This is a genomic window from Corynebacterium sp. 335C (assembly GCF_053525695.1).
This window is the reverse complement of record NZ_JASTTB010000001.1, coordinates 1,397,025-1,411,596: the sequence shown is the minus strand read 5'-3', so window position 1 is coordinate 1,411,596 and position 14,572 is coordinate 1,397,025. Positions and strand designations below refer to the sequence as shown.

Here is a 14,572-nt window from a genome sequence, read left to right as displayed (position 1 = left end):
GGCCCATCGGCCGCGGCGGGCGCCGTCGTCACGCGAACGGGGTGACATGGCGAGGCGCCGCGCGGGACGGTTCCCGCGCGGCCCCGGGGGCCGTCGTCACGCGTGCGTCACGACATGACGGGGCGGCGCCTGCCCAGCTTCGCGCCCAGCAGGAACACGATGACGAGGCCGGCCGCCCAGGCGAGGCAGATCCACGCCTGATGGGCGGGGACGCCGGCGTCGAGGACCGCCCGCGCCGGCGAATCGTCGAACCCCACGGCCGCCTGCGCGAACCGCGTCAGGGGGTTGTGGCGGGCGATGGGGCGCACGACCTCCACGAAGCGGTCGACCGGCACCATGCCGCCGTTGAGGAACGTCGCCGCCATGACCAGCGGCATCGCGCCCATCGCGGACTCGGGGGCGGCGCCGACCGCGCCGATGAGGACGGTCAGCGACGCCGCGACGAGCGCGCCGATGCCGAGGACCGCCAGCAGCCACAGGAAGCCCGCCCAGCTGTGCAGGCGCAGGCCCAGGATAACCGCCATGAGCAGCACGGACAGGCCCGTGACCAGCGAGCGGAGGATGGAGACGACCCACGTCGCGGCGATCATGGGGGCGGTGCCGCGCGGCGTCGTCGCCACGCGCGCGGCGATGCCGCCGTCGCGCTCCCGGATGTCGTGGGCGGAGGCGCTGATGCCGTTCATCAGCTGCGACGCCAGCACGAGCATGACGGCGAGCGGGAGGGGGTCGAGCTCAGGGAGGCCCTGGGCGGCGGCCATGAGATCGCCGAACAGGGCGCGCATGATGCCGTACATCAGCGCCGGGGTGACGAGTACGTTCGCCAGCGCCGCCCGGTCGCGCAGCGCGCCCGCCAGGAAGCGGCGCAGGTTCGCGGCGACCGCGGCGCCGAAGGACGGGCGGCCGGGGGCGGGGGCTCCGTCGCGGACGGCGGCGTGCGGGGCGACGGCGGTCGCGCCGGCGCGGGCCGCCGGGATCGCGGTGGCTCCGGCGGTCGCGGTGGTGGCTCCGGTGGCGTCAGGCATCGCTCCTCCTCGAGAGCGCGGTGGTGAAGCCCCACGCGGCGACGGCCGTCAGGGCGACGAGCCAGCAGGCGGCCTCGACGGCGGTGCCGCCGAGCTCGTTGCCGGCGATGAGGTCGCGGGCGGTGTCGAGGATGGGGGACAGGGGGACGTGCCGGATGATCGGCGCGACGGCGTCGGGCAGCGCGTCGGCGGGCACGAACGCCGTGGAGAACATGATGATGACCAGGACCAGGCCCTGCAGCGTCGTCGCGGTGGACGACGGCTTGCGGGTCAGCAGGCACAGGCCGTCCGCGGCGGCGGAGAACACGATGGTCAGCAGCGCGAACAGCAGGAACAGGGCGGCGGTGGCGGCGGGGCCGCCCTCGAACCGCACGCCCAGCAGCAGCGCGACGAAGAGGACGATGCCGCCCGACCACACCATGCGGCCCAGGTCGGCGAGCAGCCGCCCGGCGACGATGGCCCACGCGGGGCAGCGCGTCGTCAGGGCGCGGTCGTGGATGCCGCGCTCGTGGTCCAGCGCGACCGGCAGGGAGGAGCCTGCGGCGGTGAACACGATGGCCTGGATGATGCCGGCGGGGAAGAGGAACGACGCGTAGTCGATGCCCATCGCGTCCGCCGCCTTCGAGAACGTGGCGTAGAACGCCGCCATGAACAGGCTCGGGATGACGATGGCGCTCACCATCACCGCGCGGTTGCGCACGGTGCGCATCGTGTCGCGCTTGGCGACGGCGAACACGGCGTTCAGCGGCCCCGCCGACGGCGCCGGGCGGTGGCCGGCCGGCGCCGGGGCGTGCCGGGTGGCGGCCGGGGCGGTCATCGGGGGTCACCGCCCGGGGCGGGCGCGGCGGCATCGGCGGTGGAGCCGGCGGTGGCGGTGGCCGCGGCGTCGGCGGGGGCGCCCGCGGAGGTGCCGTCCGCGGCCGGGTCGCCGGCCGAGCCCGCCACGTCGCCGGAGCCGGCGATGGCGAAGAACACGTCGTCGAGCGTCGGGGCGGCGAGCGCCACGTCGGCGATCGACTCGTCCGGGCCGTCCCACGCGCCGAGGGCGGCGACGAGGGTGCGGTGGCCGTCGGGGGCCTCGACGCGGACGACGGAGCCGTCGGCGCGGGCGCTCATCCCGCGGCCGGCCAGCGCGTCGGCGAAGCGCGGGGCGTCGGCCGGGTCGGCCATGGTGACCAGGCAGACGGCGGTGCCGTAGCGCTCCTTGAGGTCGGCCGGGGTGCCCTCGTCGAGCACGCGGCCCTCCGCCAGCACGGCGACGCGGTCGGCGAGCCGGTCCGCCTCCTCCAGGTACTGGGTGGTCAGGAGGATGGCGGTGCCGTCGTCGGCCAGCGCCCGGATCATGTCCCACACGCCGGCGCGGGCGGTCGGGTCGAGGCCCGTCGTCGGCTCGTCGAGGAACAGCAGCGCCGGCGGCACCATGAGGCTGGCGGCGATGTCGAGGCGCCGCCGCATGCCGCCCGAGTACTGGGACACCAGCCGGTTCGCGGCGGCGACGAGGTCAAACGCCTCCAGCAGGGAGTCGGCGCGGGCGCCGGCGTCGCGCTTGGCCAGGCCCGCCAGCCGCCCGAAGAACACGAGGTTCTCGCGGCCCGTCAGCTCCTCGTCGACCGCCGCGTACTGGCCGGTCAGCGAGATGGAGGCGCGGACGCCGGCCGGGTCCTCCGCCAGGTCGTGCCCGTCGACGACGGCGGTGCCGCCGGAGGCCGGCAGCAGCGTCGCCAGGACGTTGACCAGCGTGGTCTTGCCGGCGCCGTTGGCGCCCAGGACGGCGACGATGCCGCCGCGGGGGATGGCGAGGTCGACGCCGCGGAGGATCTCCGCCCGCTTCTTTCCCTTCCCCAGGTTGCACCTCAGCCCCCGGACGTCGAGGACCAGGTCGGGGCCGCCCGCGGCGGCCGGTGCAACGGATGCGGAGCCGTCGCCGGGGGCGCCGGGCGACGGGAACGTTGATTCACTCATCACTTATCCCTGAATTGTCATCACCATTACGGCCCCGAGGATACGCCACACCCCCGCACCGGGGGAAGGCCCGGTTGCGGGGGTGCGAAAAATCAACGGGAACGCGCAGGTGCGCCCGGGAAAACGGGGGTGGCGGGGTCTAGCCCGCGGCGCCGTCCGCGGAGCCCTCCGCGGCGTCCCCGCCGCGGGCCTCCCGCTCCTCGCGCTCCGTGCGCTCGCGCAGCCGCTCCGCCAGACGGAGGAACGCCTCGTCGCTGACCAGCGGGATGCCCTTGCGGTGGGCGTGCATCGCCTTGCCGTGCAGCTGGTCCGGCGTCACGTCGGCCGGCTGGTTGCACACCAGCACCGACGTCTCGCGCGTGACCTTCTCGGAGTACGCCAGGCCCGCGGCGACGCCGGCGGCGATGAGCTCGTCGGCCGGGGCGAGGACCTCCGGCGCCAGCGCGAACTCCATGCCCGGCTTCAGGGACCCGCCGCGCTCGTAGACGCCCGGATTCGGCACGGGGCGCGGCGCGGACATCGCGTCGACTCGGACGGTGGAGCGCTGCAGCCCGAACGAATCGGACCGCAGGTCCCCGGCGTCCCACGTGGCGACGGTCCCCGCCAGCGCCGGATCCGACTCCGCGCGGGCGACCTGCGCCAGGTGCAGCTGCCGCAGGACGTCGGCCTCCAGCATCGTGCGCTCCCGCTCGGGCACGCCGATGTTGTCGACGGACGCGACCGGCGACGGCGCCGCGACGCCGTAGGCGCGGGCGACGCCCAGCAGGCGGCGATCGTCGGGGCGCACGCCCTGGCGGCGCGTCGTCGCCAGCGTGTCCGTCACCGTCGCCGGCGACGGCATCGGCCCCGACCGGGGACGGCGCCCCCGGCCGCGGCGGTTGCGGCCCGCCCGGCCGGCCTGGCGCCGCGCGCGGCGGGCCTCCTCGATGACGAAGCCCCACTTCATCGGCAGATTGTGCGTGACGACGCGCCGCCCCTCCACGAACGCCGCGATCTCCGCGAGCTTCGTGCCGTAGCGCGGCGAGCCCTCCAGGTCCTCCGGCGTCAGCCCGTGCAGGTGCGCCGGACCCGGGTCCTCGCCGACGGTGAACGTGGAGTGCCACGTCCCCTCGACCTCGCCCGAGGCGTCGTAGGCGACCATGCCGAGCGCCACCAGCCGGGACGTCCGGGGATGGATGCCCGACGCGCGGACCACGACGGCGACGTACGGGGCGCGGCCGGACGGCGCGCCCTGGGCGTCGTCACGCGCGGCGGCGTCCCGGCGCGGACGCTGCGCCGCACCGGGGCGGGGGCCCGGCTGCGGACCCGGCTGCGAACCCGACACCGGCGGCTACGCCCCCAGCGACCGGTTGACGGCGCTGACCACGGCCTTCAGCGAGGCGTAGGTGATGGAGCCGGCGATGCCGCAGCCCCACACCGTGTGGCCGTTGACGTCGGCGCGGACGTAGGCCGCCGCCTCCGCGTCGTCGCCCGCGGTGCGGGCGTGCTGGACGTACTCCTGCACCTCGACCTCGATGTCCAGGGACTCCAGGGCGTTGGCCAGGGCGGCCAGCGGGCCGTTGCCGTGGCCCTCGATGACCTGCTCCGCGCCGCGGTAGGTGATGCGCGCCTTGATGCGCGTCTCGTCGGACTCCACCTGCGGGGCGTCGACCGTCAGGGCGATGACCTCCACCGGGGCCTCCCGGTCCAGGTACTCGCCGGCGAAGATGTCCCACATCGCCTTGGAGTTGACCTCGCCGCCCTCGGCGTCGGTGACGTGCTGGACGACGGACGAGAACTCGACCTGCATCGAACGCGGCAGCGACAGGCCGTGGTCGGTCTTCATGATGTACGCGACGCCGCCCTTGCCGGACTGCGAGTTCACTCGGATGACCGCCTCGTAGGAGCGGCCGACGTCCTTCGGGTCGATGGGCAGGTACGGGACCTCCCACGTGACGGAGCGGAACTCCTCGTCCGTGACGTCCTTCGTCGTCGCGCCCGGGCGCACGGCCTCCGCCAGCGCGTCGAAGCCCTTGTTGATCGCGTCCTGGTGGGAGCCGGAGAACGCGGTGAACACCAGGTCGCCGCCGTACGGGTGGCGCTCCGGGACGCGCAGCTGGTTGCAGTACTCGACGGTGCGGCGGATCTGGTCGATGTCGCTGAAGTCGATCTGCGGGTCGACGCCCTGCGTCAGCATGTTCAGGCCCAGCGTGACCAGGCAGACGTTGCCGGTGCGCTCGCCGTTGCCGAACAGGCAGCCCTCGATGCGGTCCGCGCCGGCCATGTAGCCCAGCTCCGCGGTGGCGACGCCGGTGCCGCGGTCGTTGTGCGGGTGCAGCGACAGGATGATGCTGTCGCGGCGCTCCAGGTTGCGGTCCATCCACTCGATGGAGTCGGCGTAGACGTTCGGGGTGATCATCTCCACCGTCGACGGCAGGTTGACGATCATCGGGTTCTCCGGGGTCGGCTCCATCACGGCGGTGACGGCGTCGACGACCTCCTTGGCGTACTCGACCTCGGTGCCCGTGTAGGACTCCGGGGAGTACTCCCAGCGCCAGTTCGTGTCCGGGTAGTCCACGGCGATGGACTTGATCAGCTCGGCGGCGTCGGTGGCGATCTTCTTGATGGCGTCGCGGTCCTTCTTGAACACCACGCGGCGCTGCAGCACCGAGGTGGAGTTGTAGAAGTGCACGATGACGTTCTTCGCGCCCTCGCACGCCTCGAAGGTGCGGCGGATCAGGTGCTCGCGCGCCTGGACCAGCACCTGGATGGTGACGTCGTCCGGGATCAGGTCCTTCTCGATGATCTCTCGGACGAAGTCGTAGTCCGTCTGCGACGCCGACGGGAAGCCGACCTCGATCTCCTTGTAGCCCATCTGCACCAGCAGGTCGAACATGCGGCGCTTGCGCTCGGGGCTCATCGGGTCGATCAGCGCCTGGTTGCCGTCGCGCAGGTCGACGGCGCACCACTGCGGGGCCTTCGTGATGCGCTTGTCAGGCCAGGTGCGGTCGGGCAGCTGGAAGTCCTGCACCTCGACGTCGTACGGCTCGTACCGGGATACCGGCATCGAGGAGTTGCGCTGCTTGTTCCAGGCCGGCTGGCCCTCGGGGATCTCCCCGTCCGGGGTCGTGATGCGGGCGGGGGCGGAGATGAAGGCGTCGGTGGGGTTCATGGCGGGAAACTCTTCCTTAGGTTCGCGGTCCGGTCAACTACGGCCGGAAACGGTGTTTCGGCTCTGTTCTGGCTGGTGTGACCGGCACGAACGACTCCGCGACGGGGAGCCGGTCGCTGTCAGGCCCCGCCGCGGCGAAGAAGGAGGAGTGCGCGCTGCATGTGATGCACCCTACACTTCCGCCCGGGCGGTCACCAATGCTCCGCGTGATGCGGGGGTGATCCGCGCCACGGCGGGCGCGGCGCCGCTTCGCCCCGGGCGGGGTGGGGCGCGTGGGACACTGGTGCGCATGGACGAGGGGAACGCCCGGCACGTGGTCGCCGATTCGCGTGGCGACGCCCCGATCCCCGGCCCGCCCTCCCCGCGCCGCGGCACGGGGCTCCGCGGCCCGCGCGGACGCGCGGCCGCCGGGGCACCCGCGGCTGCCGCCGCCTGCCCGGTCGCCCCGCGCGCATGGGGAGCGGTGGCGGCGATGGCGGCGGCTTACGTCGTCACGCGACTGCTGCATCTCGCGGGACTCGCCTGGACGGCGCGCGCGGCCGGAACCACCCTCCGTGAGCAGCTGGCCGAGTGGGACGCGCAGTGGATGGTGCGCATCGCGTCGTACGGGTACTTCGGCGGCGGCGACGTCGGCGGCGAACCCGCCCACTGGACGACGATGGCGTTCTTCCCCGGAACCCCGTCGCTCGTGCGCGGCGTGAGCCTGGTGACCGGGCTGGACCCGTTCCTCGCGGGGTCGGCGATCTCGGCGCTGTGCGGATTCGCTGCGGCGTGGGCGGCGTTGGACCTCGCGCGGCGGGCGGGGTTCGGCGCCGGCGGGCAGGTCATGGCGTCGGTGCTGGTGACGTGCGCGCCGATGGCGCTGACGTTCCTCATGCCGTACACCGAGGGCCCGTATCTCGCGCTGGCGGGCTGGGCGCTCGTCGCGATGCTCGACCGCCGCTGGTGGGCCGCCGGCGCGCTCGCGTTCCTCGCCGGGCTGACGCGCCCGACCGCGCTGGCGCTGTTCCTCACCTTGTTCGCCGCGGCGGCGGTGTTCGGGCGGCGCGACGTCCGCGCGTGGATCGCGGCGTGCGTCGCCCCGGTGGGGTGGGTGGCGTACCTGGCGTGGGCGTCGTCGCACCTGGCGGACGTCGGCGGCTGGTTCGGGGCGCAGCGCCGCGGCTGGGACACGGGCGTCGACTGGGGAGCGTCGACGCTGGAGTTCCTCCGCCACGCGCTCGGCGAGTCGCGGGAGTCGGGGTACGTTGTGACGGCGTGGGTGATCCTCGCGGCGGCGGCGACGCTGGCGTGGGCGTGGTGCGCGCTCGTCGCGGAGGTGCTGGGGCGGCGGGCGCGGGGCGGCGCGGGCCGTTCTCACGCCGATGCCGCCGCCTCCTCCGGCTCCGCCGCATCCCGTCCGCGCGCCGCCGCCGCGGCCGATGCCGCCGGCCCGTTCCTCCGCCTGTGGCCGGTGCTGGTGTTCTCGACGCTGACGGCGGGGCAGATCCTCCTGTCCGGCGGGTTGATGCATTCGCGCCCGCGGCTGCTGCTCGGCGCGGTGTTCGTGCTGGTCCTGGTCGTGCCCGCGTTGCGACGCCTCGGCCGCCCGACCGCCTGGGCGCTCGTCGCGGCGTGGGTGTTCGTCGGCGCGTGGGTCGGCTGGCACATGCTCGTGCCGTTCCCCTGGGCGATCTAGTTGGGCCGGTTGGGGCGCCGGCTGCGGCTCGGCCGGGCGGCGGGACCGGTTCGGTCGGGCGTCAGGACCGGAGAATCGGGCTGACGGATGAGACGCGGTAGGGCACTCGTGCGAAAGTGGCCAGATTTCCGCCGCGACGTCCGGCAAAAGCCCAGGTCGGGTGTCGGCTCGCGGCGGCTGGATGGCACACAGTGCACGAGTGCCCTCGCTCGGCGGGCAGCAGGACCCGGGCCGGCCAGCGCGGCCGGCGCTGCCGTGGGCGGCCGCCGCTGTTGTAGGTGGCCGGAGCTGTCGTGGGCGGCCGGCGGGCGGCCGACGGGCGGCCGGTGGGCGGCTGGCGGAGATGCCCGCCAGCCCGCTCTACGTCTCGCGGCGGGCGAGGACGACCGTCGACGCGATCATCGCCACGAGCGCCAGGCCCATCCAGATCCAGCCGACGCCCTCGACCTGGAACCGCTCGCCGAGGATCGCGTAGCCCAGGACGAACGCGGTGACGGGCTCCGCCGTCGTCATGGCGGGCAGCGAGTTCGACAGCGGCCCGGCGTTGAACGCGGCCTGCTGCGCCATCGTCCCGATGACCATCAGCGCCACCAGCAGCCACAGCTGCCACGCCATCGCGGCGGCGCCGAGGCCCTCGTGCACGGCGACGTCGACGACGGCCTTGCCCAGCACGGCGAAGAAGCCGTACAGGAAGCCGGTCGCCAGGCCGAGCATGAGCGCGCGGTCGCCGGGCAGGCGGGTGCGGGCGAGCAGGAACATGCCCCAGAACACGACGGTGCCGATGACCAGCGACGGGATCCACACGTGCAGGCCGGGCGCGCCGGAGCCCTCGGTGGGCCGGCCGAGGATGACCAGGACGCCGACGGCGACGGTGAGGACGGCGGCCCAGGCGGTCTCGAAGATGCTGATGCGGCGGCCGTTGACGCGGGCGGACAGCGGCAGCGTGAACATCAGCTTCATCACCAGCAGCGGCTGCACCAGCAGGAGGGAGCCGAAGGCGAGGGCGCCGACCTGGAAGACGTAGCCCAGGATGGCGAGTCCGACGCCGCCCCACCACGCCGGCCGGCTGATGACGGCCCATACGCCGCGGAGGCCGGCGTCCTCCTCGGGGAGGATGTCGGCGAGCTGGTGGCGGATGACGGTGCCGGCCGCGACGGACAGGGCCGACAGCAGGCCCAGGGTCACGGCGACGACGATGCTGAGCACGGTTCACCACCCTAGTCGCCCGGCCGGGGTGCGCCCGGGGGCGGCCTGCGTGAATCGCGTCGCATCGCGTGACGACGGCCGCCGCGCGCGGCGCGCGACCGGCCGCCGCGCGACCCCGTCGCACAGCACCGCGGAGCGGGCGGCGGCGCCCGCCGCACGGCCGCGCGATCCCACCATGTGGACGCGCGTGGCCGGGCGTCGCCGCAGGTCCCGGCGGGCGGTTCCCGTCGTTAACCGCGGGGTGGGCTGGTGTATCGTATGCGCAGCAATCCTTCCGCGGCGCCGTCCGCGGGAGCCCGCGAGCTAGGACGCGGCCGGCGACGCCGGTCCGCGGGGATCGGAGGACCCCACCTATGGCACTTGTCGTGCAGAAGTACGGAGGTTCGTCGCTGGAGAGCGCCGAACGCATCCGCCGCGTCGCGGAGAGGATCGTCGAGACGAAGAAGCGCGGCAACGACGTCGTCGTCGTGTGCTCCGCGATGGGCGATACGACCGACGAGCTGCTGGATCTGGCCAACGAGGTCAATCCGGTGCCGCCGGCCCGCGAGATGGACATGCTGCTCACCGCGGGCGAGCGCATCTCGAACGCGCTGGTCGCGATGGCGATCTCCTCGCTGGGCGCGTCGGCGCGCTCGTTCACCGGCTCGCAGGCCGGCGTCATCACGACGGAGCGCCACGGCAACGCCCGCATCGTCGAGGTGACGCCGGGCCGCGTGCAGGAGGCGCTGGACGAGGGGCACATCTGCCTCGTCGCCGGCTTCCAGGGCGTCAACCGCGAGACCCGCGACGTGACGACGCTGGGCCGCGGCGGCTCCGACACCACGGCCGTCGCGCTGGCGGCGGCGCTGAACGCGGACGTGTGCGAGATCTACTCGGACGTGGACGGCATCTACACCGCCGATCCGCGCATCGTCCCGGACGCCCAGCGGCTGGACACCATCTCCTTCGAGGAGATGCTGGAGATGGCCGCGGTCGGCGCGAAGATCCTGCAGCTGCGCTGCGTGGAGTACGCGCGGGCCTTCGACGTGCCGCTGCGGGTGCGCTCGTCGTACAGCAACGAACCCGGCACCCTCGTCAACGGATCAGTGGAGGATATCCCCATGGAAGAAGCAGTTCTCACCGGCGTCGCGCACGATCGCTCCGAGGCCAAGGTCACCGTCCTGGGCATCCCGGACGAGCCGGGCCACGCGGCCAAGATGTTCCGCGCCGTCGCGGACGCGGAGATCAACATCGACATGGTCCTGCAGAACGTGTCGAAGCTGAGCGACAACCGCACGGACATCACCTTCACCTGCCCGAAGGAGGACGCCCCGCGCGCGATGGAGCTGCTGAAGAAGCTCCAGGACGACGAGGGCTGGGCGGACGTGACGTACGATGACCACGTCGGCAAGGTGTCGCTGGTCGGCGCCGGCATGAAGTCCCACCCGGGCGTGACCGCCACGTTCTGCGAGGCGCTGTCGGACCACGGCATCAACATCGACCTCATCTCGACGTCCGAGATCCGCATCTCCGTGCTGGTCCACGACACCGAGCTCGACGACGCCGTCCGCGCGCTCCACGAGGCGTTCGACCTCGGCGGCGACGAGGCCGCCGTCGTGTACGCGGGCACCGGCCGCTAGGCCCGGCACCCGCCCGACGCCGCCGCCAGCAGGCCCCGCCGCCGCGGCGGCCGTCGTCACGCACCGCCCCGAGCCGCCACCCCACCAGGAGGAATCACCCCATGACCACCATCGCCGTCGTCGGCGCCACCGGCCAGGTCGGCCGCGTGATGCGCTCCATCCTCGCCGAGCGGGAGTTCCCGGCCGACGAGGTCCGTTTCTTCGCGTCGGCCCGTTCGGCGGGCACGACGCTCGAGTACCGCGGGAAGGAGGTCGTCGTCGAGGACGTCGCCGCGACGTCGGACGAGGATCTGAAGGGCATCGACATCGCCCTGTTCTCCGCGGGCGGCACGCTGTCGAAGGAGCAGGCCCCGCGGTTCGCGGCGGCCGGCGCGACCGTCGTCGACAATTCGTCGGCGTGGCGCAAGGACCCGGAGGTCCCGCTCGTGGTGTCGGAGGTGAACCCGGACGCCGCGAAGCGGACGCCGAAGGGCATCATCGCGAACCCGAACTGCACGACGATGGCGGCGATGCCCGTCGTCAAGCCCCTGCATGACGAGGCGGGGCTGCAGCGCCTGCGCGTCGCCTCCTACCAGGCGGTGTCGGGTTCGGGCCTGGCGGGCGTGCGCACGCTGGAGGAGCAGGTGCGCGGCAACCTCGACGTGATGGAGCAGCTGACGACCGACGGCTCCGCCTTCACCGCCGGCGACCTGGGCCCGTACGTGAAGCCGATCGCGTTCAACGCCCTGCCGATGGCGGGCAACCTGGTCGACGACGGGTCGGAGGAGACGGACGAGGAGCAGAAGCTCCGCAACGAGTCCCGCAAGATTCTCGACATCCCGGAGCTGGCGGTGGCGGGCACGTGCATCCGCGTGCCGGTCTTCACGGGCCACACGCTGGTCATCCACGCGGAGTTCGACAGGGCCATCACGCCGGATCGCGCGCGCGAGCTGCTGGCGGACGCCCCGGGCGTGAAGCTCGTCGACGTGCCGACCCCGCTGGAGGCCGCCGGCGTCGACGACTCCCTGGCCGGCCGCTTCCGCCAGGACCAGTCGGTCCCGGACAACCGGGGCCTGGTGTTCGTGGTGTCCGGCGACAACCTGCGCAAGGGCGCGGCGCTGAACACCATCCAGATCGCCGAGCTGCTGGTGTAGCCCCCGCGGGCGCGTCGCCCGCGCGGTGCGCCGCGTGCGGTGCGCGCGGTGTGCGCGTTTTTGCGTGACGACGGCCGCCTCCCCGGCTTTCCGGGGCGGCGGCCGTTTCGCGTGTCCGCGGGCCGTCGTGCGGCGGCGTCCGCGGGCTGTCGCGTGCCGTCGCCCGCCGGCGCTCCGTCAGACCGCGCGGAAGCGGCGGGCGGCGCGGCCTTGTTCGCCCTCGCCGTCGGCGCCCGCCGCGTCGGAGCCCGGGCCGGCCCCGGACCCCGCGCCCCCGGCGCGCCCCGCGTCCGTGGCGTCGACGAGGTCCTTGCGGGCGCGGGCGACGCGGGAGCGGATGGTGCCGACGCGGCAGCCGGCGATGGCGGCGGCCTCGGCGTAGGTGTAGCCGAGGACCTGGGTGAGGATGAGCGCCTCGCGCCGGTCGGGGTCGAGCCGGTCGAGGAGGGCGCGGGCGTCGACGATTTCGGACCACGTGTCGGCGCCGTCGGCGGGGTGGGGTTCGGCGCTTTCGCGGGCGTCGTCCCATTCGACGGCGGACTTGCGGGGCCGGGCCATGTCGTGGCGCACGGAGTCGACCCAGACGCGGCGGGCGAGCGACAGCAGCCAGGTGCGCGCGGAGGATCGGGCGGCGAAGCGGGGGAGCGCCGACATGACGCGCAGGTAGGTCTCCTGCGTCAGGTCGTCGGCGACGTCGGTGTTCGCCAGGTGGGCGAGCAGGCGCCAGACGTCGGTGCGGGTGGCGCGGATGAACTCCGTCAGCGCGGCGCGGTCGCCGCGGCCGGCCTTGAGGGCCAGGGCGGTGACGCGGTCGTCGTCGCTGCGGTGCGTGGTCATGGTCAGTGACCATACCAGGGGTTTTGCGCGTGACGACGGCCCCCGCGGCCGGCTTATGCGCCCATCCGCCCGGCCCTGCGGGGCAGCCGGTGCGCTGGTAGGGAGGGGATAGGGAGAACTTGCCTAAGTCAGTATCCGTTGCGATTGTAGAAAAGTATCAATTGCGCCGAACTGATAGGGCGTGTATGGTCAATCCCTGTAAGCGGGATGTTGGCGCATCAGCCACCGGCGCCGCCCCGCACAACCGGAAAAACAAAAGCGAATCACCCATCAGGACAAGGAGCCTCATCAATGACTTCCTCCAAGGACATCGCCGACCGCGGCATGGACACGGGCACCTCCAACGGCGACACCACCCGCCTCAACGGCGCGCCGGTCTCCTCCGAGCAGCACTCGGTCACCACCGGCCCGCAGGGCGGCGTGCAGCTGCATGACGTCCACCTCATCGAGAAGCTGACGCACTTCAACCGCGAGCGCATCCCGGAGCGCGTCGTCCACGCCAAGGGCGGCGGCGCGTTCGGCGAGCTGACGGTCACCGAGGACGTCTCGAAGTACACGAAGGCGGATCTGTTCCAGCCGGGCAAGGTCACCCCGATGCTGGCCCGCTTCTCCACCGTCGCGGGCGAGCAGGGCTCCCCGGACGGCTGGCGCGACGTCCGCGGCTTCTCCCTCCGCTTCTACACGGAGGAGGGCAACTACGACCTCGTCGGCAACAACACCCCGGTGTTCTTCATCCGCGACGGCATCAAGTTTCCGGACTTCATCCACTCGCAGAAGCGCCTCCCGGACACGGGCCTGCGCGACGCGAACATGCAGTGGAACTTCTGGACGCAGTCCCCGGAGTCCGCGCACCAGGTGACCTACCTGATGGGCGACCGCGGCATCCCGAAGACCTGGCGCAACATGGACGGCTTCGGCTCGCACACCTACCAGTGGATCAACGAGGCCGGCGAGCGCTTCTGGGTGAAGTACCACTTCAAGACCCGCCAGGGCTGGGACTACCTCACCGACGCCGAGGCCGAGGAGCTGGTGGGCCAGGACACCGACCACTCCCGCAAGGACCTGTTCGAGGCGATCGAGCGCGGCGAATTCCCGACCTGGGACGTCAAGGTGCAGATCATGCCGTTCGATGAGGCGGCGGACTACCGCTTCAACCCGTTCGACCTGACCAAGACCTGGTCGCAGAAGGACTACCCGCTGATTCCGGTCGGCCACTTCACGCTGAACGAGAACCCGCGCAACTTCTTCGCCCAGATCGAGCAGGCCGCGTTCGCCCCGTCGAACCTGGTCCCGGGCATCGGCTTCTCGCCGGACAAGATGCTGCTGGCCCGCGCGTTCTCCTACGCGGACGCCCACCGCTACCGCCTCGGCGCGAACTCCGACCAGCTGCCGGTGAACCAGCCGCGCAACCAGGTCAACACGTTCTCCCAGGACGGCTTCGGCACCTACCGCTTCGCGGACCCGAAGCTGCCGGTCCACGGCTCCAACATCGAGGGCCGCGGCGCGCAGCAGACGTCCGACGCCGGCGACCTGGGCCTGTGGGCCTCCGAGGGCGAGGAGCCGTTCCGCGGCGCCTACGTCGCCCACGCCGAGGACGATGACTTCGGCCAGGCCGGCGACCTCGTCCGCAACGTCATGAACGACGACGAGCGCGACCGCCTCGCGGGCAACATCTCCCGCGCCATGCAGGGCGTCTCCCCGGAGGTCGAGGAGAAGGTCTACGAGTACTGGACCAACGTCGACGAGTGGCTGGGCTCCGAGGTCCGCAAGCGCTTCGCGGAGCTGAAGGAGGAGGCGTAGCCCCCCGCCCGCCGGCCCCCTGCGGGCCGGTGCGGGGTCGCCCTCGCGATGCGTGACGACGCCCCGATCGGCCGGACTCCGCCGCACCCGAGTGGTGCGGCGGGGTCCTCTTCATGTGCGGGGGCGGAGGGGCGTGTCGTGCGGCCGCCCGTCGGTGGGCCCGG

The 14,572-nt window shown here is 73.1% G+C and carries 11 protein-coding genes; 4 read left to right on the top strand and 7 right to left on the bottom strand.

Going from position 1 to position 14,572, the window contains the following annotated elements:
• Positions 1 to 107: 107 nt before the first annotated feature.
• The 5 genes from QQS41_RS06140 to leuA form a co-directional block, all read right to left on the bottom strand.
• Positions 108 to 1,022, bottom strand: coding sequence for an ABC transporter permease (locus QQS41_RS06140; RefSeq protein ID WP_448851761.1), 915 nt, complete (start codon positions 1,020 to 1,022; stop codon positions 108 to 110).
• A complete protein-coding gene (locus tag QQS41_RS06135; protein ID WP_448851760.1) occupies positions 1,015 to 1,839 on the bottom strand; it encodes an ABC transporter permease in 825 nt (274 codons plus the stop codon). The genes QQS41_RS06140 and QQS41_RS06135 overlap by 8 nt, the downstream gene beginning before the upstream one ends.
• Positions 1,836 to 2,984: an ATP-binding cassette domain-containing protein gene (locus QQS41_RS06130; RefSeq protein ID WP_448851759.1), complete on the bottom strand. Its 1,149-nt coding sequence runs from the start codon at positions 2,982 to 2,984 to the stop codon at positions 1,836 to 1,838. The genes QQS41_RS06135 and QQS41_RS06130 overlap by 4 nt, the downstream gene beginning before the upstream one ends.
• A gap of 139 nt (positions 2,985 to 3,123) precedes the next feature.
• Positions 3,124 to 4,308 carry a DNA polymerase III subunit epsilon gene (locus QQS41_RS06125; protein ID WP_448851758.1) on the bottom strand — a complete coding sequence of 395 codons (1,185 nt, stop codon included), beginning with the start codon at positions 4,306 to 4,308 and terminating at the stop codon, positions 3,124 to 3,126.
• Positions 4,309 to 4,314: 6 nt separating this feature from the next.
• Positions 4,315 to 6,135 (bottom strand): 2-isopropylmalate synthase, encoded by a 1,821-nt coding sequence (leuA, locus tag QQS41_RS06120; RefSeq protein WP_448851757.1) that lies wholly within the window; start codon positions 6,133 to 6,135, stop codon positions 4,315 to 4,317.
• A gap of 472 nt (positions 6,136 to 6,607) precedes the next feature.
• Between leuA and QQS41_RS06115 the strand changes: the two genes are divergently transcribed.
• A complete protein-coding gene (locus QQS41_RS06115; protein WP_448851756.1) occupies positions 6,608 to 7,813 on the top strand; it encodes a glycosyltransferase 87 family protein in 1,206 nt (401 codons plus the stop codon).
• 360 nt (positions 7,814 to 8,173) lie between these two features.
• Here the strand turns inward: QQS41_RS06115 and QQS41_RS06110 are convergent, their stop codons facing one another.
• On the bottom strand, positions 8,174 to 9,019 hold the full coding sequence (locus QQS41_RS06110; RefSeq protein ID WP_448851755.1) for a DMT family transporter: 846 nt from the start codon (positions 9,017 to 9,019) through the stop codon (positions 8,174 to 8,176).
• 353 nt (positions 9,020 to 9,372) lie between these two features.
• Here QQS41_RS06110 and QQS41_RS06105 point away from each other — a divergent pair, with 353 nt between their 5' ends.
• Positions 9,373 to 10,638, top strand: coding sequence for an aspartate kinase (locus QQS41_RS06105; RefSeq protein ID WP_448851754.1), 1,266 nt, complete (start codon positions 9,373 to 9,375; stop codon positions 10,636 to 10,638).
• A gap of 101 nt (positions 10,639 to 10,739) precedes the next feature.
• Positions 10,740 to 11,771 carry an aspartate-semialdehyde dehydrogenase gene (locus QQS41_RS06100; RefSeq protein WP_448851753.1) on the top strand — a complete coding sequence of 344 codons (1,032 nt, stop codon included), beginning with the start codon at positions 10,740 to 10,742 and terminating at the stop codon, positions 11,769 to 11,771.
• A gap of 177 nt (positions 11,772 to 11,948) precedes the next feature.
• Here the strand turns inward: QQS41_RS06100 and QQS41_RS06095 are convergent, their stop codons facing one another.
• The gene (locus tag QQS41_RS06095; RefSeq protein WP_448851752.1) at positions 11,949 to 12,608 is read right to left on the bottom strand and encodes an RNA polymerase sigma factor; all 660 of its coding nucleotides are present in this window, start codon (positions 12,606 to 12,608) and stop codon (positions 11,949 to 11,951) included.
• A 291-nt stretch (positions 12,609 to 12,899) separates the two neighbouring features.
• Here QQS41_RS06095 and QQS41_RS06090 point away from each other — a divergent pair, with 291 nt between their 5' ends.
• Positions 12,900 to 14,408: a catalase gene (locus QQS41_RS06090; protein ID WP_448851751.1), complete on the top strand. Its 1,509-nt coding sequence runs from the start codon at positions 12,900 to 12,902 to the stop codon at positions 14,406 to 14,408.
• Positions 14,409 to 14,572: the final 164 nt, after the last annotated feature.